Annotated in this window: 13 protein-coding genes; 11 read left to right on the forward strand and 2 right to left on the reverse strand. The window is 67.8% G+C overall.

Annotated elements, in window-relative coordinates; translation table 11 throughout:
- Window positions 1–4 precede the first annotated feature (4 nt).
- From asnB to QZW52_RS06545, 11 genes are all read left to right on the forward strand, one after another.
- Complete coding sequence (gene asnB, locus QZW52_RS06495; RefSeq protein WP_293996515.1) at window positions 5–1978, forward strand: asparagine synthase (glutamine-hydrolyzing); 1974 nt, start codon at window positions 5–7, stop codon at window positions 1976–1978.
- A 38-nt stretch (window positions 1979–2016) separates the two neighbouring features.
- Complete coding sequence (locus QZW52_RS06500) at window positions 2017–9429, forward strand: non-ribosomal peptide synthetase (RefSeq protein WP_293996517.1); 7413 nt, start codon at window positions 2017–2019, stop codon at window positions 9427–9429.
- A 142-nt stretch (window positions 9430–9571) separates the two neighbouring features.
- Window positions 9572–10081 (forward strand): YcjF family protein, encoded by a 510-nt coding sequence (locus tag QZW52_RS06505; protein ID WP_293996519.1) that lies wholly within the window; start codon window positions 9572–9574, stop codon window positions 10079–10081.
- A gap of 163 nt (window positions 10082–10244) precedes the next feature.
- Window positions 10245–11270 (forward strand): phosphate ABC transporter substrate-binding protein PstS, encoded by a 1026-nt coding sequence (pstS, locus tag QZW52_RS06510; RefSeq protein ID WP_293996521.1) that lies wholly within the window; start codon window positions 10245–10247, stop codon window positions 11268–11270.
- An 86-nt stretch (window positions 11271–11356) separates the two neighbouring features.
- A complete protein-coding gene (locus QZW52_RS06515) occupies window positions 11357–18088 on the forward strand; it encodes a non-ribosomal peptide synthetase (RefSeq protein ID WP_293996523.1) in 6732 nt (2243 codons plus the stop codon).
- A 216-nt stretch (window positions 18089–18304) separates the two neighbouring features.
- Complete coding sequence (locus QZW52_RS06520; protein ID WP_293996525.1) at window positions 18305–18697, forward strand: hypothetical protein; 393 nt, start codon at window positions 18305–18307, stop codon at window positions 18695–18697.
- 64 nt (window positions 18698–18761) lie between these two features.
- Window positions 18762–18986: a hypothetical protein gene (locus QZW52_RS06525; RefSeq protein WP_293996527.1), complete on the forward strand. Its 225-nt coding sequence runs from the start codon at window positions 18762–18764 to the stop codon at window positions 18984–18986.
- Entirely contained in the window at window positions 18983–20617 is a 1635-nt protein-coding gene (locus QZW52_RS06530; protein WP_293996529.1) for a cyclic peptide export ABC transporter, read from the forward strand. Before QZW52_RS06525 ends, QZW52_RS06530 begins: the two co-directional genes overlap by 4 nt.
- A 123-nt stretch (window positions 20618–20740) precedes the next feature.
- The gene (locus QZW52_RS06535) at window positions 20741–21919 is read left to right on the forward strand and encodes a prohibitin family protein (RefSeq protein ID WP_293996531.1); all 1179 of its coding nucleotides are present in this window, start codon (window positions 20741–20743) and stop codon (window positions 21917–21919) included.
- Window positions 21920–21927: 8 nt separating this feature from the next.
- Window positions 21928–22695 carry a 4'-phosphopantetheinyl transferase family protein gene (locus QZW52_RS06540; RefSeq protein ID WP_293996533.1) on the forward strand — a complete coding sequence of 256 codons (768 nt, stop codon included), beginning with the start codon at window positions 21928–21930 and terminating at the stop codon, window positions 22693–22695.
- Window positions 22689–23450: a thioesterase II family protein gene (locus QZW52_RS06545; protein ID WP_293996535.1), complete on the forward strand. Its 762-nt coding sequence runs from the start codon at window positions 22689–22691 to the stop codon at window positions 23448–23450. The genes QZW52_RS06540 and QZW52_RS06545 overlap by 7 nt, the downstream gene beginning before the upstream one ends.
- Window positions 23451–23634: 184 nt before the next feature.
- On the opposite strand, the gene QZW52_RS06550 is transcribed toward QZW52_RS06545, so the two are convergent.
- Together QZW52_RS06550 and QZW52_RS06555 are read right to left on the reverse strand one after the other, a co-directional pair.
- A complete protein-coding gene (locus QZW52_RS06550) occupies window positions 23635–24348 on the reverse strand; it encodes a GntR family transcriptional regulator (RefSeq protein ID WP_293996537.1) in 714 nt (237 codons plus the stop codon).
- On the reverse strand, window positions 24332–24892 hold the full coding sequence (locus QZW52_RS06555) for a Uma2 family endonuclease (RefSeq protein ID WP_293996538.1): 561 nt from the start codon (window positions 24890–24892) through the stop codon (window positions 24332–24334). Before QZW52_RS06555 ends, QZW52_RS06550 begins: the two co-directional genes overlap by 17 nt.
- Window positions 24893–24961 lie beyond the last annotated feature (69 nt).

The raw sequence follows: 24961 nt of genomic DNA on the forward strand, positions 1-24961 counted from the left end.
CACCATGTGCGGCATTGCAGGCATCTACACACCCGATCGGACCACGCCGATGGCGCCGTCCGTGCTCGACGCCATGACCGAGGCGGTGCGGCACCGCGGGCCGGACGACCACGGGCGCTTCCTGGCCCCCGGTGTCGGGCTGGGTTTCCGGCGGCTGTCCATCGTCGATCTGGCGGCCGGCCACCAGCCCGTGCGCAGCCAGGATGCGACAGTGGTCTCGGTGTGCAACGGCGAGGTCTACAACCATGTGGCCCTGCGCCGCGCGCTGGAGGCGGCCGGACACCGCTTCGTCTCGCGCTCGGACACCGAGATCATTCCCGCGCTCTACCAGACCTTCGGCCTTGACTTCGCCCGCCGGATCAATGGCCAGTTCGCCTTCGCCGTCTATGACCAGGTCCGGCACCGGCTCGTGCTCGGGCGCGACCAGATCGGCATCGCCCCGCTGTTCTTCGCGCAGACCGAGGCGGGCGTGGTGTTTGGTTCCGAAATCAAGGCGCTGCTGGCACACCCCGGCGTGTCGCGGGAGGTGGACCTGCGCGGTCTCGACCAGATCCTGACCTTTCCGGGACTGGTCAGTCCGCAGACGCTGATCCGGGGCATCGAGAGCCTGCCGCCGGGCACGGTGATGGTCTTCGAGGCGGATGGCAGCCGGCGGTCGCTGCGTTATTGGGACTTGGACTACCCGCTGGCCGACGACATCGACCATGGCAGGCGCCTGGAGGACTGCGTCGATGAACTCGACGCCGCCTTGACGCAGTCCATCCGCTACCGCTTGCAGGCCGATGTCCCGGTGGGCAACTACCTCAGCGGCGGACTCGACAGCTCGCTGATCGCGGCGATGACCCGGACGCTGACCCCGGGCGAGCGCCGCCACACGTTCTCGATCACCTTCGATGACGCGCGCATCGACGAAAGCCATTACCAGCAGATGATGGTGCAGGCGCTGGGCAGCCGGCACCACGCCATGTGCATGCGCCCGGGCGACATCGAGTCCCGCTTGGCCGACATCGTCCGCTGTGCCGAGGCCCCGCTGCGCGAGTCGTACAACGCCTGCACGCTGGCGCTGTCGCGTCTGGCGCGTGATGCGGGGGTCAAGGTCGTGCTGACGGGGGAGGGGGCGGACGAACTCTTCGGCGGTTATGTCGGTTACCGGCTGGACATGCTGCGCCAGGAGTCCCGGTCGGCCGACGAAGCCGACGAGCTGGCCGACATCCTGGAGCGCCAGATGCGCGAGCGCCTGTGGGGCGATGGCAAGCTCTTCTACGAGAAGCCGTACCACGCCTTCCGGGAAACCAAGCGTGCCCTCTACGCCACCCCCCGCCACGGCAGTTTCGCGGACATCGACTGCCTGAAGAGCGGCCTGGTGGACACCAGCCGGCTGCGCGGACGCCACCCCTTCCATCAACGCTCGTACCTGGATTTCAAGCTGCGCATGGCGGACCACCTGCTGGCGGACCATGGCGACCGGGTGAGTTATGTCAACGGCGTGGAGGCGCGCTACCCCTTCCTGGACGTGCAGGTCATCGAGGTGGCCAGCCGCATTCCCCCGCACCTCATGGTGCATGAGGGCGAGGAGAAGCATGTGCTCAAGCAGTTGGCACGGCGCTACCTGCCCGGTGCCATCGTGGACCGCCAGAAATTCAGCTTCGTGGCGCCCAGCAGCAGCAGCCTGGCGCGTCAGGCCACGCCGCAGGTGCAGGCGCTGCTGTCGCCACAGCGCATCGCACGCGATGGTGTCTTCGATCCCGCCGCCGTGGCGCAGTTGCAGCGCCAGGGGCTGGTGCCCGGAGCCGAGCCGAACCAGACCTTCGATGACGACGTGCTGATGGTCGTGCTGACCTTCAACCTGTTCGTGGATTTGTTCCAGCTCCGGGTTCCCGCACCAGCACCAGCACCTGCCCCTGCCCCTGCACCAGATCCACAAGGGTGGTCCGACGACCTGTCAGCGGCACTGGCGTGTGACGCCGACGCCTGGTGATGGCCTGCCCGTTCACTCATTTTTAATTTCGCATGTCCATGCAACGTCCCGTCTTTTTTGAACAGTTCGAGCTTCAGGCCAGTCTCCATGCAGACCGCTCGGCCATCGACACCGCTGACCGGGCGTTCACGTATGCCTGGCTGAGCCAGGAGTCGAATCGTATCGCCCATGCACTCCTGCGCAACGGCATGCCTGCGCGTCAGCGCGAGGTGGTTGGCCTGTTGCTGCCGGCCGGGGCCGACTATGTGGCCGGGCTGCTGGGGGTCTCCAAGGCCGGCGCAGCCTTCCTGCCGCTGCCGATCGACCTGCCGCCGGCACGGCTGCGTGCCTACCTCGCCCGGGCGCGGTGTCGCTTCGTCATCACCCTGGCGGAGCACCAGCCCCTGCTGGACGGACTGGACGGCGTGGACGGATCGGCGCTGCGCTGCCTCACGCCGGCCGACTGGGCCGCGGAGTCTGCAGGGCAGGGGCCGGGGATCGCCATCGGTCCTGCCGACCCGTGCTACGTGATGTTCACCTCGGGATCGACCGGCGAGCCCAAGGCCATCCTGGGCCAGCACCGGGGCCTGAGCCACTTCCTGCGCTGGGAGATGGGCGAACTGGGGCTGGACCACGAGGTGCGTGGCGCCTGGCTGGCGCCGATCACTTTCGACGTGAGCCTGCGTGACGTGCTGGTGCCGCTGATGTGCGGCGGAACGGTCTGCTGGCCGTCGCAGGACATCCGGACCCAGCCGCACCGTCTGGTGGCGTGGTTGCGCGAGCAGCGCGTGAGCTTGGTGCATTGCGTGCCGACCGTGCTGCGGCTGCTCAACCGCGCGATGGCCGATGCCGCTCCCGGGGGTGACGGGCCATCGCCTGCCTTCCCCGCCTTGCGCCACCTGCTGGTCGCCGGAGAGCCGCTGCTGGCCTCCGACGTGACCACCTGGCGCCGTCTGGCCGGCATGGACACCCAGGTGCTCAACCTCTACGGCCCGTCCGAGACCACGCTGGCCAAGCTGTTCCTGCGGGTCGGGGCATTGGCCGAGGAAGACCGATCCGTGCTGCCGATCGGCCGGCCGCTGCCCAACACGGTGGTGCATGTCCTGCGCGATGCGCAAGCCTGCCTGCCCGGCGAGATCGGCGAGATCTGCATCGCCACGCCCTACCGCTCGCTGGGCTACCTCCACGATCCCGACCTCACCGCCGCCGCCTTCGTGCGCAATCCGCTGGGCCAGGACCCTGCCGACGTGATCTACCGGACGGGAGATCTGGGGCGGGTGTTGCCGGACGGCACCGTCCAGTGCCTGGGTCGCCAGGACGGGCAGGTCAAGCTCAACGGGGTCCGCATCGAGCTGGCCGAGATCGAGTCGGTGCTGCGCCAGGTGCCCGGCGTCGCGCAGTGCGCATGCGCCGTGCATGTGCTGTCCGACCAGCGGGCGCTGCTGGTGGGCTACTACGTCCTGCAGGACGGGATGACCGACGCGGTGGCGCCGGAGCTGCTCCGCCATCACCTGGACCAGCACCTGCCGGCCGCGATGCAGCCCCACCGCGTGGTGCGGTTGCCGGCCCTGCCCACCACGGTCAGCGGCAAGGTCAACCGCAAGGCCCTGCCCAAACCCAGCGAGGTGTACTACGAGGCCGGTGGCTTCGTCGCCGCCAGCACGCCGACCGAGCACACGCTCACGGCGATATGGGCGGAGCTGCTCGACCTGCAGGAGGTGGGCGTCACCACCGATTTCCAGACGCTGGGGGGTGATTCGCTGCGCGCCATCCGCGCCTTGATGAAGCTCTACCAGGGCTGTGGCGTCGAGGTCAGCCTGCGCGACTTCTACGCCCTGAGCACCATCCGCGCACTGGCCGCGCACATCGACCGCTTGTCGGGCGCCTCGGCCACCCCCGCCCTGGCTGCGGCCATCGCACGGGTGCCGGATCAGGCCAGCTACCCGGCGTCGCCCGCGCAAGACCGGCTCTGGCGCCTGGACCGCATGGGCATCGCCCCCACGGCCTACAACCTGCCGACGGCCTACGAGGTGGCTGGCGAGGTGGACATCGTGGCACTGCGCGCGGCGCTGCAGGATGTCATCGGTCGCCACGAATCGCTGCGCACGGTGTTCATCGAGGTCGAAGGCCATGCACACCAGCGGGTGCTGACCGCGGTGGACGCCCCGCTGACGGTGGTGGACCTGCGCGGGCACCTGCCCGCCGCCGCCGAGCGGGAGTCCGATCGGCTGCTGGCGCGCAACGACGGCCATGCCTTTGATCTGGCGCACGGGCCGCTGCTGCGGGTGGTGGTGGTGAGGCTGCCGGCCGCGCCGGACGGCGAATCACGCCAGCGCCTGCTGTTCAACATTCACCACATCGTCAGCGACGTGTGGTCGTTGTCGGTGCTCGCCGCAGAGTTGGCGCAAGCCTATGCCGCCCGGCGCTTGGGGGCCGGACCCGACTGGACGCCGTTGTCCCTGCAGCAGCGCGATGTGGTGGCGTGGCAGTCGGATCGGCTGCAGACCGGCCAGATCGACCGGGACCGCACCTATTGGCTGCAGCAGTTCGCCACGGTGCCCCTGGCCCTGGACCTGCCCACCGACCGCCCCCGACCCGCCACCCAGACCTTCCGAGGCAGCACCTGCCGGCGCCGCCTGTCGGAGCGGACCACGACCGCCCTGCAGGCCCTGGCGCAGGACCGAGGCTGCACGCTGTTCGTGCTGCTGGAGGCGCTGGTCAAGGTCCAACTGTTCCGCTACACCGGGCAGCAGGACATCGTCGTGGGCACGCCCGTGGCGGGCCGCGAGCATGCGGATCTGCAGGGCCAGATCGGCTACCTGGTCAATGTGCTGGCCTTGCGCGACCACCTCGACGCAGCCCAGCCATTCGCCACCTTGCTCGACGAGGTCGGCCGCACGGTGCGTGACGCGCTGACGCACCAGGGCTATGCCTTTGACCTGCTGGTGGACGGGCTGAGCCTGGCGCGGGACATGAGCCGTTCGCCGCTGTTCGACGTGATGGTCGTGGTCGATGCCTTCGAGCCTGTGGCCTTGGTGCTGGAGTCCACCACGGTGCGTCCTTGCGGTTCGGAGAACGCCTGGAATTTCAGTCGCTTCGATCTGGTGTTCCACTTCCAGATCGAGGACGGGCACCTGGTGCTGGACCTCAACTACAACAGCGATCTGTTCGAGGGTTCCCGCATCGAGCGGTCGTGCGCCCATTTCGAGACGCTTGCCGACGCGGTGACACTGGCCCCGCACACGCCGGTGGGCGAGCTGGCGCTGATCCCGCCGGCCGAGTGGCAGCGGCTGCAGGGTTTCTCCTGTGGTCCGGTGCAGCCACGCGCCCCCATGGGCATCACGGCCTGGCATGACGCGATCGTGCGGGTGTACGCCGCCCGCCCGGCCGTGGTGGCGCATGGCCGAACCTGGAGCCACGCCGAGTTGCAGGCGGACAGCGATGCCCTGGCGTTGGTCCTGCGTGACCGGATGGCCGTGGCACCCGGCGACCGGGTCGGGGTGTGGGCCATGCGTTCGCGGGCGTCGCTGGTGGCGCTGCTGGGCATCCTGAAGGCGGGGGCGGTCTACGTGCCGCTGGACCCCGCGTATCCGGTGGACCGGGTCCGGATGCTGGTGGCCAAATCGGGCAGCCGCCTCGTGCTGGCCGACGATCCCGCACAGGCCGCCCAGGTGCCCGACTGCGGGACACCGGTGTGCGACGTGCTCGCCCTGCTCGACGCCCCGACGCCGGCGACACCACCCCTGCCGCTGGTGCCTCCGGCGCCGGGCGATGCCGCCTACATGATCTTCACGTCCGGCTCCACGGGCGAACCCAAGGGGGTGCTGTGCGAGCACGGTGGCTTCGTCAACATGGTGCTGGGCCAGATCGAAGCCTTCGGCATCACGCCGCAGGACCGGGTGCTGCAGTTCGCCTCGCCCGCGTTCGATGCTTCGCTGGCCAACCTCTTCATGGCCCTGCTGGCCGGGGCGGCCGTCGTGCAACCGGAGCCCGCGGCCCTTGAATCGGCCGAGCATTTCGCGCAGGCACTGGCGAGCACCGGCACGACGGTGGTGACCCTGCCGTCGGCTTTCCTGCGCACGCTGGACGGCATGCCGCTGCCCACGCTGCGCGTGCTGATCACGGCTGGCGAGGCGGCGGCCGTCCGGGAACTCTGCCATTACGCCGGCACCCTGGCCGCCTTCAACGCCTATGGTCCGACCGAGACCTCGGTGTGCGCCACGCTGCAGCGTGTGTCACCGCAGGACGGGGCGCGTGTCCGCCTGCCCATCGGCCGTCCGCTGCCCAACACGGCGTGTCAGGTCGTGGACGCCCAGGGACAGTGGGTGCCCGTCGGTGTCCCGGGCGAACTGGTCATTGTCGGGGCGGGTGTCGCGCGGGGATACCACGGCGAGGAGGCCCTGACCCGGTTGCGCTTCGGCACCGACGCGGCGTCGGGCACGCGAACCTACCGCAGCGGGGACCGCGTCTGCTGGCTGGAGGATGGCGCGCTCGATTTCTTGGGCCGCGATGATGACCAGGTCAAGATCTCGGGCTTCCGCATCGAGCCGATGGAGGTCGAGCACGCCCTGCGTGGCTGTGCCGACGTGGCCGATGGCGTGGTGGTGCCGGTGGCGCGTGCAGACGGTTCGCTGGCGCTGGCGGCCTACTACAGCAGCGCGCCGCGCGTGGAGCTGTGGCCCTCGGTGGCCGAGTTCTATGTCTACGACGACGTGGTCTATTCGAGCATGGCCAACGACGTGGAGCGCAACCGCCGCTACAGCGGTGCCTTCTCGGCGCACCTGAAGGGCAAGGTGGTGCTCGACATCGGCACCGGACCCTTCGCCATCCTGTCCCGGCTGGCCATCGAAGCCGGGGCGGCCCGCGTCTATGCCGTCGATCTGCTGGAGTCCACCGCAGAGAAGGCCCGCCAGACGGTGGAGCGGCTGGGGCTGGCCGACCGCATCACGGTCCTGCATGGCGATGCCCGCACCATCGCGCTGCCCGAGCTGGCCGACGTGTGCATCTCGGAAATCGTGGGGGCCATCGGTGGCTCGGAAGGTGCTGCCGACATCATCAACCATGCACGGCGGCTGCTGAAGAACCCGGCGGCGATGCTGCCCCAGCGCAGCGTGACCCGCCTGGCGGCCGTGAACCTGCCCGCAGGCAGTTTCGACTGGGGCTTCCCGGAGGTGGCGGCGCATTACGTCGAGCGCATCTTTTCCGACATCGGTCGCCCCTTCGACCTGCGCCTGTGCGTGAAGAACCTGCCGGCCCGGGCCATCGTGTCCACCGTCGGCGTGCTGGAAGACCTCGACTACACGCAGCCCATGGCGCTGGAGGCCACGCACATGGACGAGCTGGTCATCGAACGGCCCGGCCCGGTCACGGGGCTGCTGGCCTGGCTGCAACTGCATGTCGATGCCGACCATGTGGTGGACATCCTTGAAAATCCGGCGAGCTGGCTGCCGGTGTATATCCCGCTGGATCTGGGGGAGGTGACCTTCGAGCCGGGCGACCGCCTGCAGCTTGCGGTCCACCGCACCCTGGCGCACAACGGCTTCAACCCCGATTTCCACCTCAACGGCTTTGTCCAGTGCGCATCGGGGCGCTCGTTCGAGTTCTACGCCAACAGCCTGCACTTTGGCGATGGCCACCGCGCCACCCCCTTCATGGCCCGCTTGTTCGAGGCCGAGGGTGTTCCCCGCGCTTCGCGCAGTGGCGTGCAGGACATACGCGCTGCGCTGGCGCGACGGCTGCCGGCGTATGCGGTGCCCGCCTATGTCGTGGAGCTGGCGCAATTGCCCTTGACCGTCAGCGGCAAGGTGGACCGCAAGGCGCTGCCCAGCCCGACGGCCACCGCCGCCTCTGCCGTGACGCGGATGGAAACGCCTGTGGAGCGGATGCTGCGCCATGTGTGGCAAGCCGTGCTGGGGCGTGACCCGATCGGACTCGACGAGGATTTCTTCATGCTGGGGGGGGACTCGATCCGTGCGATCCAGATCGTGTCACGGCTGCGCCGCCTGAAGCTGCGCGCCGAGATCCAGGACATCTTCCAGCACCCGACGATTGCCGCGCTGGCGTCCGAGTTGCGGCCGCTGGACACCCTGGCCGAGCAGGGCGAGGTGTCCGGCGCTGCCCCGCTCACGCCCATCCAGCAGTGGTTCCTGCGGCTGTCGGAGGAGGCACCGCACCATTTCAATCAGGCCATCGGGCTGCAGCATGCCGGTCGCTGGGACACTGCGGCACTGCGCCAGGCCCTGCAGGCGCTGTGGCGACACCATGACGGCCTGCGCCTGCAACTGCCGGGCTTTCCGCAGCAGGTGGTGCCTGTCATCACGACGGCGGACGGTGGCCCGGCATTCCTGGAGGTCACGCTCGACCCGTCCGACGCGGCGGGTGCCGAGGCCGCCGTGCTGCGGCTGCATGCTGGTTTCCGGCTCGACAGCGGGGCGCCCCTTTTCGGTGCCCTGTTGATGCACGGCCCGGTGCAAGACCATCTGCTGCTGGCGGCCCACCATCTGGTCGTTGACCGGGTGTCGTGGGACATCCTGGCGGAAGATTTCGAGTCGGCCTACGAAGCCACGCGACAGGGGGCGGCGGTGGTGCTTCCGTTCAAGGGCTCCTCGGTGCTCGATTACGGCGCCTTTCTGGGCCGTGTGGTGCAGGACGCCGACCTGTCGGCCATGCGTGCTTACCTGTCCGGCCTGAGTGCGGCGCCACCACCGCTGGCCGTGGCGTGCGCGCGCCGTGCGGGCGACATGGTGACGCTGTCAGACAAACTGGAGGCCGGCGCGACCCGGGCCTTGATGCACCGTGCGGCGGCGGTCGAAGGGGGGGGGCTGGAGAATCTGCTGCTGGCGGGGCTGGCCATCGCGCTGCGCGACGGTCTGAACCGTGGTGGCACGCTGGTGACGCTGGAATCGCATGGCCGTCAGTGGCCTGAACGGTTCTCGGACATGGCGCCATCCTTGGATCTTTCCCGCACCGTCGGCTGGTTCACGACCTACGCGACCCTGCGGCTGGAGGCGCCCCACGGGCAAGACCTGGTCACGGTGGCCGCTGGAGTGCGCGCCAGCCGGGCGGCCATTCCGGATGGCGGCTGGACTTACAGCCTGCTGGATCAGCTTCCTGACATGGCCCCGAGCCGCAGTCGGCGTCAAGCGGACATGGGGTTCAATTATTTGGGCGTTGTCGATGCCGGTGCCGCCGGTGCTGGCCAATTCCCGGTGGATTGGTCCCCGGCAGGCGAGCCGATCGGTGCGGACACTCGCAGCCCGCATGCGATGGATGTGCTGTGCCTGGTCGCCGATGGGCAGCTCGAGTTTTCGCTGACGTTTGATCCTGCCTCCGTGGCGCCATCCGACGCACGGCAGTTGCTGCGGGCCGTGGTGCAGGCACTCACCCCCGGCAGCGTGTCCGTCCCCTCGGGGCCATCCTTCACCTACCAGATGTCCGACGAGGACCTGGATGAACTCCTCGACCTGGACTGAGGATGAATTTGATTTGTGGGTCCATGTCTCTTCCGGCCCTGACCCCGGCCCGGGCCCTGGACCACGACCATTGGCGGTCGATGGTCCTGAGCAATTCCTGATCTTTTAACGAGGTGAATCCATGAGCAATGAAACGATTGAAGTGCAGGCGGTGATTCCGGAGGTCGAAGCCGCACCTGCGGCGGTTTCCGCGCATCCCGAGCTGCGCCGTGATCAACACGCGATGGCGCTGGTCTCCAGCTACGTGCCCTGGGCCGCCAGTGCTGGCATGATCCCGGTCCCGTCGGTGGACCTCGCTGCGCTGCTGGTGCTGCAGTTGCGCATGCTGTCCAAGCTGGGCAAGATGTACGACATTCCCTTCATGGAAACCGGTGTCAAGAGCACGGTATCGGCCATGCTGGGAACCGTTCTGGCCAGCAGTGCCGGTGCCAGCCTGGGATCCCTCGTCAAGGTGGTTCCCATCATCGGTACCTATGTGGGCTTCGCCGCCGCGCCGGGCGCGTTCGCTGCGGCGACGTACGCGATCGGTCGCGTGTTCGTGACGCACTTCGAGGCGGGTGGCACTTTCCTGAATTTTGACCCCAAGAAGACGCGCGATTATTTCACTGCGGAATTCGAAAAGGCCAAGTCCAAGTCTGCACCTGCGGCGTGACCTAGGTTATTCGGACACCTGTGGCCGTTGACCATCCCATGTGGTCATGCATGGTTGACGGCTGGCTCAGGGGCGGCTACCCCTGAGCCGTTGTTCACACCGCCCAGTATCAATTGTCAAAATATTGTCAAAATTCACGACCATTCTGTGATGGCCACATGACATGAAATTCCTGTTTGCCCTGATGCTAAATTTTGTCGTCGCGCTGTCGGTCGGGCATGCTCAGACGATCCAGGGAAAAGGCTCATCGTTTCCGCTGGCCTTGTACCTGAAATGGGCCGCCATCTACCAGAAGCAGACTGGCGTGACGATAGACTACACCGACATCGGCACCACAGCAGGCTTGGACAGCGTCAAGAAAGGATTGGCGACGTTCGCGGCCAGCAACCGTCCGCTGAAAGAGGAGGAACTCGAGGCACACGGGTTGCTGCAGTTTCCCGTCGTCATGAGTGGCGTGGTGCCCGTGGTGAACATGGCGGACGTGCGGCCCGGGCGGCTGCGGCTGAGCAGCGCGGTGCTGGTGGGCATCTGCACGGGCAAGATCACCCGCTGGACCGATCCCGCCATTCGCCAGCTCAATCCGGATGTCTTTCTGCCCGCCGCCCCCATCACCGTCCTCACCCGCCAAGATTCTTCGGGGATGACGTATCTGCTGAGTCATTATCTTTCTCGGTCCAATCCGGAGTGGAAATCAAGAATCGGCGTGGGTCCGGATGTCAAATTTCCGGTTGGATTGGCGGTCAACGGGCTGGACAGTACGCTGGCGCAGTTAATTCAGCACCCGAATTCGATCGCTTTTGTAGACTATGCCACTGTACGAAAAAATCGCCTGACCTATGTGCAGTTGCAGAACAAGACAGGGCATTTTGTCGCGCCTGATTTCGGATCGTTCCAGGCCGCTGCCCGCGGCTTCCCCTGGCAGGGGGCAATGGACAACACCACGACCGATGCACCCGATCCATCAGCTTGGCCGATTGCCAGCCCATCCTACGTCATCGTGCGTCACCGACATAAAAACAACAACACCGCTGTCCATATGCAGCAGGCCTTGGCATTCTTTGAATGGGCGGCTGGTCACGGTGATCAGATCGCGGATGACATTAATTTCGTGCCGATGCCATTGGATGTCAAGATGGCGGTCATACGCAGCGTTTCCGATCGGTTGCTCGATAGCGAGCATGTGAAATAAAGCGGCGACGCTTGTTCATGCTCAAAGTGCCCGATCTATTAAATAGAACCAATATGTCCGATATTTCCTTGGCTGCGATCCGAACCATGGCGTCCCAGATTGACACGATGGCGGCTGTTTTCGAGCAGCAACTGTCCCTGGTCGCAAGGAGATATGAACGGGTCACGCCTGGGGCCGGTTGGTCGATGCCGACGGCGCTGCCGGAACAGATCCTCTACGAGGGCGTGGTGGCGCCGGTACGGGGTCAGCGCGAGATGCTGTTCCTGCTGGCCAAGGACGCGCAAGCGGGTCTGGCTTACACGGAGTGTCTGGCCTTTGCGCTGGAAGGCTGGACGGATGTCGCGGCGCTGGGGCAGGCGTGGAGCTTCCTGGCCCGTCGCCACGATGCACTTCGGGTGGAGTCGATGGCCGATGATGCCATTCGGGTTTCTTCGGCCATGCCGCCGTGGGCCGTGGTCGATGGCACGGGCGGGCCACTGGATGACCAGGCCCTGCTGCGCGTGGAGCTTGCAAAAGCCATCGATCCCGCGCACGGGCCACTGGCGCGGGCCACCTTGTACCGGGGTCCGCAGGACCGCCATGTGCTGGTGATCGCGGTCCACCACCTGGTGGCAGATGGCTGGTCGCTGGGCCTGGTGCTGGCTGAATTGGCCACGGTGTACAACGCATTGCGTCAGGGGGCGACACCGGCGCTGCCGCCGGCCCGCTCGTTCAAGGACTATGCCGACTGGCTGGATCGACAGCCGCCGCAGGCCCGCGGTGCCACGCCGGTGCGTGACGCCTCTCGCCTGATCCTGCCCGGCGACGCCAGTGGCCCGGTGGGCGAGGGATTCCAGGGTTTCCGCTTGCATCGGCGCAGCCCGCGTCTGCCGGGACAGGCCGAGGGAACGGCCGACGGGTTTTTCGCCCGCGTGCGGCGGTGTGCCCGGACGCTGGGGGTGTCGCCCGTGGTGGTCCTCCTCGGCAGCTTCGTCGTCTTGCTCGGCCGCTTGTCGGGACAGCGCCGCTTGCGCATCGGGCTGCCGTTCGCCGGGCACAGCTTTGCCGAGATGCCGGTCATGGTGGGCATGGCGTCTGCCGTGATGCCGCTGGAGGTCGATCTCGGGGCCGATCCGACCTTCCACTATGTCCTGCGCGCCGTCAGCGAGTCCTTGGCCCAAGCCCGCTCGACCGCCGCCGGACTCTTTGCCGACGGGTCGGGATCGGTGTCCCCGGTGTCCGTGCTGTTCAACATCGACCCGGGTGTTCGACTCGACTTCGACGGGCTGCGTCTGCTGCCGCTGCCGCTGCCGCTGACGCATGTGAAGACCGAGCTGTTCCTCAACCTGCTGGAACTCAATGGCGAGGTGCTCCTGGACTTCGACTGTCATGCGGGGCTGGCCTCGCCGGCGCGGGCGGGGTTGTGGCTGGACGGGTGGCTGCACTTGCTGGGGCATGCCCTGGACCAACCAGACGCACCGATCGCCACCCTGACGCTGGGACCGCTGACAGGGGTGGTGGCGCAGCCCGGGCTTCGGTTGCTCGATGGCCTGGGTGGCGATGCCGCGGTCGGTATTCCGGCCCGGCTGTGGCGCCAAGGGCCCTCGACAGGGTTCGAAGACACCGGGTCGCTGGCCCATGTCGAGGCGGACGGGCGTGTGCAGGTGCTGGGCCTCGCCGACCGTTACCTGCGCCTGGCCGACGGCTGGGTGGACCTGGACGCCGTGGAGCAGGCCCTGCAATCCCATCCCTCGGTGCGCCAGGCCGTGGCCTTGGTGGAGACCGGGGCACTCACCGCGTTCGTGGTCCCGCACATCGCCCAGGGGTTGAGGCCGGCGGTGCTCGATGGCCATGTGCGTCCGCTGCTGGCCGGGCATGCCTGCCCGGCAGCGTATGTCGAGCTGACCGCCCTGCCGCTGGACCGCGGCGGTCGGCCAGACGGTGCGGCGCTGCGGGCCGATGCGTCCATGCGGCAACCGGCCCAGGCGAAGGTCGCCCCACGCAATGCGCTGGAGACTCGTCTGGCGGGGCTGTGGGCGCAGGTGCTGGGCCTGTCGGCGCCGCCCGGGGTCACGGACGATTTCTTCGTGCTCGGTGGTCACAGCCTCAAGGCGGTGGCGCTGGTGAACAGCATCGCCCGGGATTTCGGCAAGAGCGTTCCGGTCGGGGCTTTTTTCAGGGCCCCCACCATCGCGGCCCTGGCCGAGCTGCTGGCGTCCGCACACGAGATGGACCCCATCCCGCGCCGGGTGCCCGCCGAGTGGTCGGCGCCATCCCATGCCCAGCGTCGCCTGTGGCTGCTGGAGCAGCTCAATCCCGGGCAGCAGGCGTACAACATGGGGTTCGTGCTCAGGCGCACCCGCCCGCTGTCACCGTCGGGGCTGATCACCACGTTCGAGCGTCTGGCCGAGCGGCACGAATCGCTGCGCAGCACCCTCGTGGAACGCGATGCCGCGCCTTGGATGCAGGTGGCGCAGGCGCTCGTGCCCGCGTTGCCGGTGCATGACCTGCGCGGCCTGGCGGATGCTCCGGCCCGGATGGATGCGGTGGCGCAACAGGTCGTGGGGACGCCCTTCGATCTGGAGACACCGCCGCTGTGGCGCTGTGCCTTGCTGCGCCTGGACACCGGGGATGCGCTGGTCGTGGGTCTGCACCATGCGATCGGTGACAACTGGTCGATCGCGGTCTGGGTGCGGGATTTCCTCGCGTTGCTGCAGCAGGAAGAGACCGGTGGAGGCGCGCCGGCCCTGCCTGCGCTGGAGGTCCAGTACGGCGACTACGCTGCATGGCACAACGCCCGGGTCGCGGCCAACGCCTTGTCGCTGGCCTACTGGTCCGACCGGCTGGCCGATGCCCCCGCCGTGCTGCAGTTGCCGACCTGCCGGCCGCGACAGGCGTGGAATGCGCCGACGTCCGCCCGCGATGCCGGGCGCAGTTGCACGCACCCGCTGTCGTCGCGGGCCGTGGCGGCGATGCAGACCCTGTGCGCGAGCCGAGGTCTCACGGGTTTCATGGTGCTGGTGGCCGCCTGGCGCCTGTGGCTCTGGGCGCGGACGGGCCAGCGTGATGCCGTGATCGGCACCTTGCACGCCGGTCGGGACCACCCCGCACTGGCCGATCAGATCGGGTTTTTCGTCAACACGCTGCCGCTGCGCGACACACTGGTGCCGGAGGCGTCGTTCTTCGATCTGCTCGACCAGACACGACAGACCGTGCTGGACGCTTTCGAGCATGCCGAGATGCCGTTCAACGTCCTGGCCGAGCGGCTGCAGTTGCCCCGGTCGGTGGGGGGCAATCCGCTGTTCGAGGTCATGCTCACCATGGACGACTGGCAGGACATCGACACCTGGGTCGATCAGGCCGGCTGCCGGGTCCACGAGGTCGAATTGCCCGTCAGCCAGTTCGAATTGACGCTCTCCGGCGTGGAGCATCCGCAGGGGCTGGAGCTGCGGATGCAGTACCGCACGGCACTCTGGGATGCGGCCATCATCGAAGGCTGGTTGCGGGAGGTCGATGCGCTGCTGGGTGCTGCCTGCACCGACCCCGGCCAGTGCCTTTCCACACTGGCCCGGCCGGCCGATCTGGTCGTGCCCGATGCGTCGGCCGGTGTGGTGGCGGCATTCGAGGTCTGGCGGCGCCGTCAGCCGCAGGCGGTGGCCGTGCTGGGGCCGTCTGGCCTGAGCTACGAGGCGCTGGGTCTGGCGGTGGATGGCCTGGCCCGGCGTCTCGTGCAGGACGGCGTCGGGGCGGTGGCTGGGCGCGAGGAGGTGGTCGCGGTGCTGGTCGGGCGGTCCTGGCACCTGCCGGTGGCCACGCTGGGCGTCATGAAGGCGGGGGCCGCCGTGCTGCTGCTGGATGCGGCTTACCCGGATGAGCGGCTGTCGTTCCTGTTGCGGGATGCACGCTGCACCTGGCTCGTGACCGATGCCGAGCACGCCGAACGGGCAGGGCAGTGGACGCAGGATGGCGCCCTCTCGCTGCTGAGGCTGGACGCCGCCCCTGGGCCGACCGCATCGGTGGCGCTACCGACCTGCCGGCCCACCGACTTGGCGTACATCGTCTACACCTCCGGCTCGACCGGCCAGCCCAAGGGCGTGATGGTCGAGCAGGGCGCCCTGGCCGATCATCTGGCGGGCATGACGCCGATCGTGGGCATCACCCCCGGGGACCGCAGCCTGGTGTTTGCCTCGGCCGGGGTGGATGCGGTGATCGAGCAGATGCTGCTGCCGCTGCTCAATGGCGCGGCCCTGCATGTGGCCGATCAGGAACGCTACTCGCCCGAGGCACTCGTGCAACGCTGGCGTGACCTCGACCTGAACATCCTCGACCTGCCGCCCGTGTTCTGGGGCGAGCTGATCGCGCTGGGGCAGCGCGACGCCGACACGGTTCGGGGGCTGATGCTCAAGACGCTGCTGGTGGGCGGAGAGGACATGACCCCGGCGCGGGTGGCCGGCTGGTACGCCCTGCCGCTGTACTGTGCCCGTCTGGTCAATGCCTACGGCCCGACCGAGGCCACCATCACGCCGACGGCCGCGTGGATCGCCCCCCAGGCCGCCGGGCAGACCCGCATCCCCATCGGCCAGCCGGTCGGTCGGCGGCGGGCGCGTGTCGTGCGGCCCGACGGGAGCGATGCCCCTGCGGGTGAAGCCGGGGAGCTGTGGCTGGGCGGCGCATCGCTGGCGCGCGGTTACCTGCACCAGCCCGCGCTGTCGGACCAGAAGTTCGTGACCACGGCCGATGGGCAACGCTGGTACCGCACCGGGGATCTGGCCCGGTGGCGACCTGATGCGCAGCTTGAATTCCTGGGCCGGGCCGATCGACAGGTCAAGCTGCGCGGATTCCGGATCGAACCCGACGAGATCGAGGATGCGCTGCGGCACTGCTTCGATGTGGTGGACGCCGCCGTGACCCTGGAACACACGCCCGAGGGCGAGTGCCTGCTGGCCTGGATCGTCGCGGCCCCGGGTGCGGCCCTGACACGGGCGGAGGTCGTGGCGCAGCTCGTCCACCGGCTGCCGGCCCACATGGTGCCGGCACGTTACCAGTGCATCGATCACCTGCCGGTCACGCAGGGTGGCAAGCTGGACCGTGCGGCGCTTCATGCGCAGCCCATGCGCGCGCTGCAGGACGATGCCGGGCCGAATCCCGTGACCCTCTCCCCGACGGTGCAGGTGCTGTGTGCGCTGCTGGGCGAGGTCTTGCAGGTGGCCGAGGTTCGGCCCCGTGACAATTTCTTCGCCCTCGGCGGGCACAGCCTGAAAGCGGTCCAGGTGCTGGCCCGTGTGCGCGAGCGTCTCGGGGTGGCGTTGTCGTTGCGCGACCTCTTCGCCAGCGCGACGGTGGCGGATCTGGCGGCCATCGCCGATGGGGCCGCCCCTGACGTCACGGCCAAAGGCACCCTCCCCACCGTGTCGCGCACGCAGGATCTGCCGGCCTCGGCGGGCCAGCGCCGGCTCTGGCTGCTGCAGGCCCGCCAGCCAGATCTGGTGGCGTTCAACATGGTGGCGGGACTGCGCATCACTGGGGCACTGGATGTGCCGGCGCTGGCTGCAGCCTGTCGGGCCGTGGTGTGGCGGCATGAAGTGCTGCGCACGCGGCTGGTCATGCGGGCGGGCAGTCTGGTGCAGGACATCCTTCCGGGCGAGGGTGGGTTTGCGCTGCAATGCGAGACCACCGACACCGAACGCCAGGAGCACCAGGAGCACCAGGAAGAAGCGGTTCTGGCCGAGGAGCTGAACCGGCCCTTCCTGCTGGAGTCCGAGCTGCCGCTGCGCATGCGCTTGCTGAGCACCCGCGAGACGAAGGCGTCCGACGGCTGGCGCCACCTGCTCGTCATCAACGTCCACCATGCGGCCTTCGATGGCTGGTCCGCCAACGTGATGTTCTCCGATCTGGCGGTGCTGTACGCCGCCGCCCGGGCCGGGGGCCGTGAGGGTGGATCGGCGGATCTCGTGCGCCGCAGCGGACTGCCCTCACTGACGCTGCAGTACGCCGATCACGCCCACTGGCAATGCCGAGCCATCCCGCCGGCCCATCGCCGCTACTGGTTGTCACGGTTCGATGCCGACGACCTGCCGGTTCTGGCGCTGCCCTGTGACCGCCCGAGACCGGAGCGCCTGAGCGGGCGTGGCGGGATGGTGGTGCAGTCTTTCGGGGCGCAGACCAGCCAGCGGCTGCACGCGCTGGCCCGGCAGGAGGGCGTGACGCTGTTTGCCGTGATGGCGGCACTGACCATGGCCCAGCTCCACGGACTCTCGGGCAGCCGTGACCTGATCCTGGGCACCGCCGTGGCCGGGCGCGAGGACCACCGGCTGGAGAACCAGATCGGGTTCTACGTCAACATGCTGCCCCTGCGCGTCCGCATCGACCCGTCGGACTCGATGCGCACGCTGGTGCGGCAGATGGGCGGTACGGCCCGCGAGGCGCTCCAGCACCAGGACTACCCGTTCGACGAACTCGTGGAGGCGCTGGACCCTGCGCGCCTGCCCGGACGGCAACCACTGTTCGATGTGGTGCTGATCCTCCAGAACCTCGCGCCGATGCACCTGGACCTGGTGGACGCACAGACCCACCTGGTCCACGACCGCAGCGTCAGTGCCAAATACGACCTGATGTACATGGTCGAGGGGGAGGAGGTGCTGGACCTGCACCTGGAGTACGCACTGGACCTGTTCGACGAATCCACCGCCTTGCGCATGGCGCGGGCGATGACTGAACTGGCCGCGGCGGTGGTCCAGGCCCCGGATCAGGTTTTGTCGGAATGGCTCGCGCCGCCTGTGCAAACCCACCCACCTGCTGCAGCGCATGCCTGCATGCCCTTGTCCGATGACGAATGGTGAGTCTGCTGCTGTGCGTTGTGCCGACGTTGCCACCGCTCGAAAACACCCAACCCTGACCTGTCCATGATTCTCCGATTGCTCGCCAAAATCTTCTCTTCCTGCCCCCTTCCGATCCAGGTTCTGCTGCTGGGAGGCGGGCTGGGGTTCAAAGCCGTCGCATTGGCGGCTGCCGCCTCGGTGCCCGCCCCGGCGCATGCGGCCTCGTCTGTCAAGGCGATGCGCATTCCCCCCAGCTCCATCATCGTTTCCGTGCGGCGTGCCTATGTGTTCGGGCAGGGACGTGACCGCTACTGCTCGCCTGAAATCTCGGTGTTCAACCAGGCCAGCAAGAGCATCAGCATCGTCATGATCGCGGCCGAATACACCCAGACCCTCAACGGTGTTGCCAAAAAGGTCGGCAACACCCACACGCGGTTCAACGTCGATCCGGGCGACACGGTGGTGACCGGTTTCTACCGGCTGTCCACGGACACCTGCGACAACATCACGGCACGCGCATCCGTCTCGGTCTGCCTGTGGCGTGACCGGTCGGAGTGCCACGACCGGGTGGTGTTCTCCGATTCGGGCCAGATCCCGATGCAGGACACCGAAGCCGAGACCACCCCATGAGCGGTGTGCAGGCCACCACCTGTACCTGTACCTGTATTTGTACCTGTACTCCCAGGGGCAACACATGCTTTCCATGTACCTGATCACGGCGTATGTCTACCTCGCGCTGGCCGTCGCCTATCTGGGGCGGCGGACACGGCTGGGGTTTTTCCGCAGCCTGATGCTGTCGCTCATCGTCACGCCCGTCCTGGCGTTTCTGGTGCTGTTCTTCTTTTTCCGTGCCCGCCGGTTGGTGCGTGAGCCCAAGCCCAAGCCGTCCCGGTGGCATCGCCAAGAGGTCGCCAAGTGATCCTGTTCTCTCTGTTGACACACGGCGATCGCAAGTCGGTCACCCGTTTTTTCCAGTTTTCCGCCTTGGCCGGTCTGGGCAGCACGTATTGCTTCTACCTCGTCATGCAGGCCGCCGCCGCTCCCAGTGCGCTGACACAGGGGGAGGGCGGGTTCTGGAGTGTTCTGCAGTTCATGGTGGCGCTGGTCGTGTTCTGCATCGCGCAGCTCAAGGCACTGGGCCTGAGTGGTCCCATCGTCGAGCATGCCGTCCACCGGGTGCGCGTTCGTCTGGTGGAGGGACTCCAGGCGGTAGAGCTGCGCGATGCCGAGCGCGTGGGCACGGCGCGCATCAACGCCGCCCTGTCCACGGACACCCAGATCATTTCGCAATCGGCCGCCCCGATCGCGTTCGCGGGCCAGTCCCTGATGATGGTGGTGTTCGCCTCGGTCTATCTGGCGCTCATCTCGCCGACCGCGCTGGTGCTGACCTTCATCGTGTCGGCGCTGGCGGGGTGGGCCTACTTGGCGCATTCCCAGGTGGTCGGGGATGCGCTGGACAGTGCGCGTGCCCGCTCGGCCGACATGCAGGCCCACGTCATGGCGCTGGTGGCCGGATTCAAGGAACTCAAGCTGTCGGATGACAAGGCCCGTGATGCCCGAACCGCGGCCGTGACCGCCTCGGCAGAGGCGACGGCGTACAAGCTTGTGGCGCACCAGGCGCTGTCCCGCGACTTCGTGCTGTCCAGTCTGGCGATGTTCGGCTTGCTGGGGACGATCGTGTTCTTGATGCCATGGGTCCGGTCGGCGTTCAGCGAATCCGTGAGCCAGAGCGTCACGGCCGTGATGTTCCTCACCAGTCCGCTGTTCGGTGTGCTCGGCGCGGTGCCGCAGATCGCCCTCGCCAACGTGTCGGCCGAGAACCTGGTCGAACTGGAGAAGCTGTTCGACTCGGTCAAGACCGTGCATGCACCTTGTCCTGAGGAGGCGTTCGAGGCGCCTCAGGCAGGGATGAAGGATTTTGCCGAAATCCGTCTGGACGACGTGCGTTTCCGCTACGGCGGCCAAGGGCGGGATTTCGGCATCGGCCCCGTTTCGCTCGTCGTGCGCAAAGGGGAGCTGATTTTCATCACCGGGGACAACGGTTCCGGAAAATCCACGCTGCTCAAGGTTCTGGCCGGGCTGTACCGGCCCACGGACGGTGGTGTCAGCGTGGACGGCCGGACGGTGTGGCCGGATTGCACGGTGCAGTACCGGTCCCTCATGTCGGCCGTGTTCGCGGACTTCTATCTGTTCAGCCAGCTCCACGGCGTGAAGCACCTCGACCCCGAATGGTGCCGCCAATGGCTGGAGCGGCTGCAGATCCAGGACAAGGTCCGCATCGAGGACGGCCGATTCTCCTCGGTGTCGCTGTCCACGGGCCAGCGCAAGCGCCTGGCGCTGTTTGCCGCACTGGCCGAACAGCGACCGCTGCTGATCCTCGACGAGTGGGCGGCCGACCAGGATCCGACCTTCCGCAAGCAGTTTTATCTGGAGCTGCTGCCTGTTATCCGTGCCGAGGGCCGCACCGTCGTGGCCATCACGCACGACGATGCCTATTTCCATCTGGCCGACCGTCGCATCCATGTGGCGGGTGGCACGGTCACCTTGTGAAGTTTGCCCATGTCGATACCTACGCATCCCAATCGAATCACCGCGGCCTGTCGCCGGATCGGGCGGGGACTCCTGGCCTATCCCCGGTTTTTGGGGAACCAGCTTCGTGCCTGGTTCCAGGACATGTGGATCATCGGCCTGGCCACGGTGCTGGGCATCGTGCTCATGATCCCGATCGCGGTCCACACCATCCCGGCGGGTTCGGTGGGCGTGATCTGGAAACGCTTCGAAGGCGGCACGGACACCAACACCCTCGTGACGGAAGGGACGGTCGTGGTGATGCCGTGGAACCAGTTATTCCTGTATGACACCCGGCTGCAGAGCGGGGACCAGCAGGTGTCCGCCCTGAGTGCCGATGGCCTGAAGGTCGAAGTCGATCTGGCCTGGGCGTTCTACCTGGTGCCGACGGCGGCCGGCATGGTCCACAAGGGCATCGGCCCGGATTACAGGGACAAGGTGGTGGCCCGTGTCATCGAATCGGTCGTGCGCGACAAGATTTCGCTGTTTCGCTCCGAGGAGCTGCACTCGCCGGAGCGCCTGACGTTCGAAAGGAACGTGTACACCGGCATCACGGCCGAGATGGGTCGCTTCAGCGCGATCAACCGCCTCACCGCCGGTTACCGGCCTCCGAGCGCCGAGACCCCTGACGAAGAAAAAGGCATTGACTGGGTCACCCTGGACGCCTTGCTCATCAAGGAAGTCCGCTTTCCGCCCGCGGTGCAGGAAGCCTATGTGCGCAAGAACACCGCGCGTGCGCTGGTGGAGGAGTACAACTTCCGCATCGTCGCCGAGCAGAAGGAAGTCGAGCGCAAGATGGTCGAGGCGCTGGGCATCCGCAATTTCCAGGAAGTCGTGAACCAGGGCCTGTCGGAGTCCTATCTGAAATGGAAGGGCATCGAGGCGAGCGTGGTCAACACCCAGGCGCTGGCGCAGTCACCCAACGCGAAGCTGGTGGTGCTGGGGACGGGCACAGGGGCGGGTTCCGGCACGGGTGGCAGCATGCCGATGATCCTCAACACCAATGCGCTGGACGGCATGGAGGCGGGTGACCAGGGCAGCAGCAGCAGCCGACCCGCGGCTGATCCATCGCGCGTCCCGCCTCGACTGGCGCCACCTCAGCCTGCGTCTTCGCCGGCCAAGGCCGCCAAGGTGGCCAAGGCCGCCTCGGTGGCGGGCGATGCGGCACCCGACACTGGCGCGCGTGCGGCAGGCGTTCCCGTGCCGGCGCCGGCGGCTTCTGCCGCCCGGTCGGCCAACAGCCTCGCCGAAGCCGCGTTGCCCGCATCGGCCCCCCTGCGTTGAATCGAACCATGGGCACCGAGTCCCCTGCCTGCGAGGTCTGGCGCCTGTCCCTGAGACCGGGGGATGTGATCAAGGCACCGGTCTGGGCGGTGCTCTCCAGGCAGGAGCAGGCCCAGGCCGATCGTTTTCGCCTTGCGGAGGATCGGGTGGCCTATGCCGCTGCGCACGCCTTGCTGCGCCTGAGGCTGGGCGAGGTGGTCGGGCGGCCGGTCGATGCGCTGCACTTCGAGTCTGGTTCCTTCGGCAAGCCTGCGCTGCAAGGTCCGGGTCCGCAGTTCAACCTGTCGCACTGCCGCTCCATGGTCTGCATCGCGGTGTCCGCGCAAGGGGCAGTGGGGGTGGATGTCGAGCCGCTTGACCGGGGCGACGAGCTGGACCTGTTGGCCTTGGCCCGCGACGTGCTGACCTTGGCCGAACAGGCGCAGCTCGCGGTGACGGGCGGGCCGATGGCCTGGACGTTCATGCGGCTATGGACCTTGAAGGAAGCGGTGGTCAAGGCTTGCGGGGAGGGTCTGTCACGGGATCTCCAATCGTTTGGCATCGAGCTGCACGAGGAAGCGCCGATCCTGTGGCGGGTCTCCAGTCCCAGCCCATCGGGACCATGGCGGCAAGACCCCCGCATTCAACTGCGGCAGTGGTGCCTTGACGCGCATGCGCTGGCGCTGGCGCTTGCATACAGCGGGTCCGAACCACTGGTGGTTCAGCACCATGTCCTGGATCTCGTCGAGCTGGCCCGGTGGGCCGCTTCAGGCCAAGGAGTGCCGACAACATGCTGACGATTCCCCAAGGGGCCAGATCTGGCGGCGATGACCGGGGCGTCTGTCTGGTCACGCACACCCGGCCCGAAATCCCTCGCCGGCGCCTGGTGTGCTTCCCCTACGCCGGCGGCGGGGCCAGCCTCTACAAGCGATGGGCCGAGCACCTGTCGGCCGATGTGGAGCTGCTGGCGGTCCAGTTGCCGGGCCGGGAAAACCGGGTGCTGGTGCCGCCGCTGCGCCAGCTCACGCAAGCGGCCGACCAGCTCGTGTCACGGCTGCAGCGGCTGCCATGGCGACCGACCGTGTTCTTCGGGCATTCCATGGGGGCGCTGCTGGCGTATGAGGCGGCACTGCGTCTGCCACCGGCCTGGGGATTGCAGCAGTTGGTCGTGTCGGGGCGATCCGGACCCCACCTGCCGGCCACCGCGCCGCCGGTCGCCACGCTCGACGACCCGGCTTTCCTGGCGCTGCTGGGCCGCATGGGCGGCACCTCGGCGGCCGTGCTGAACCAGCCCGAGCTGATGCAGTTGCTGCTGCCGATGTTGCGGGCCGACTTCGGGATGGTGGATGACTACCGACCCGCACCGTCCGCACCCATCCTGTCCTGCCCGGTACTGGCGGTCCATGGTCGGGATGATCCGTCCACCAGCGTCGCCCGCATGCAGGCTTGGGCCTGCACGACGCACGCGCAGTTCCACTTGCAGGAATTACCTGGGGGGCATTTTTTTCTTCATGATGAAAGCGCGCGGCTGGTGCGGCTGATGGGTCTTTGAAGGTTGATCTGCTGCTCAAGTGGGTTGATACGTCTGCTGACCCCGAAGCCCCCCTCCCGACCTCCCCCCGCTGGGGGGAGGAGAACAGAGGCTTGGCGATCTGGTCTTGCTCCCTCCCCCAGCGGGGGAGGGTTGGGGTGGGGGTTCGGGTCGCGCCAACCGTCCATCGATGCTTGACGCAACGCTAGTCGGTGATGTAGCCGGGGTGGCGCTGGCGGATCGCGTCGGCGACGAGGAGCGTGCCGCTGAGGTGGTCGCGCAGGGCTTGCTGGGCGGCGGGCGCGTCGTGGGCAGCGATGGCGGCGACGATGCGGCGGTGGTCGGCCAGGATCGCCTGCATCTTGCCTCGGGCCGGCAGGTGCAGCAGCCGCAGCCGGTCCACCTGCCCGCTGCGCTGGTGGATCAGGTCGGCCAGTTCCGCCACGCCGGCTGCGGCCAGCATCGCGGCGTGGAAGGCCCGGTCGGCGCGCACGAACTGCGGCCCGTCCTCGGCCTGCATCGCCTGCTGCTGCTGGGCGATCAGCGTGTGCAGCTTGGGCGTCAGTGCGGCCACGGTGTCGGCGTCCTGCGCGGCCAGCGTGGCGACGACTTCCAGCTCGATGGCGCGCCGCAGGAAATGCGCCTGCCGCACCGCGTTCAGGCCGATGCGGCTGACGACGGTGGCGTGCTGCGGGAAGATGTCCACCAGCCCTTCCTCGCCCAGCTTGATGAGGGCTTCGCGCACGGGCGTCTGGCTCACGCCGAACGAGGCGGCCAGATCGGCGCGGGACAGCACCGTGCCGGGGGCGAGCACCAGCGTCAGGATCTGCTCGCGCAGGCGCTCGAAGACCTGGGGGGTGGCCTGGCGGGTGCGGTCGAGGCGGAAGGGGGGGTGGGCGGCGTCAGTCGAGGTCGGCATACAGGTCGGTGTCCGCGATGCGCAGGTCCACGCTGGCCAGGCCGATGCCCTGACCCGGCGCGAAGGGATGCAGCACCCACAGCCCGTCCGCACCGCGCCGGTACACGTCGGCGGTGCGGGTGTCCGGGTCGATGAGGGCGAATTCGGCCAGCGTCGGCATCTGGCGGTAGTGGGCGAACTTGGCGCCCCGGTCGTAGGCGGCGGTGCCGTGGGACAGGACTTCGATCACCAGCGTGGGGTCGCGCTTGATGAGCGGGCGGGTGCGGTCGGCGTCGCTGCAGGTGACGAACACGTCGGGGTAGAAGTAGCTGTTGGCAGTCGATGCCTGGAGCTTCATGTCGCTGATGAAGGTGCGGCAGGGGGTGCCGCGCAGGTGCTGGCGCAGCGCCACGTAGACGTTGCCGGCGATGCTCACATGCCGATCCTCCGCACCGGCCATCGCCCAGACTTCGCCGTCGATGAATTCATGGCGCTCGGGTTGGGCGGCTTCCCAGGTGAGGTAGTCGGCGGCGGTCATCGTGGGGTGGCGGGCGGGGTGTCCCATGAGGCGGCTCCGGGGGCGGTGGGTGAGGTCTGGCCTTGGCAACGGGGGGATTCTCGCTTACCGGCTGTG

The sequence above is a fragment of the Sphaerotilus sp. genome, assembly GCF_013299175.1.
In the GTDB taxonomy this organism is placed as follows: Bacteria; Pseudomonadota; Gammaproteobacteria; order Burkholderiales; family Burkholderiaceae_C; genus Sphaerotilus.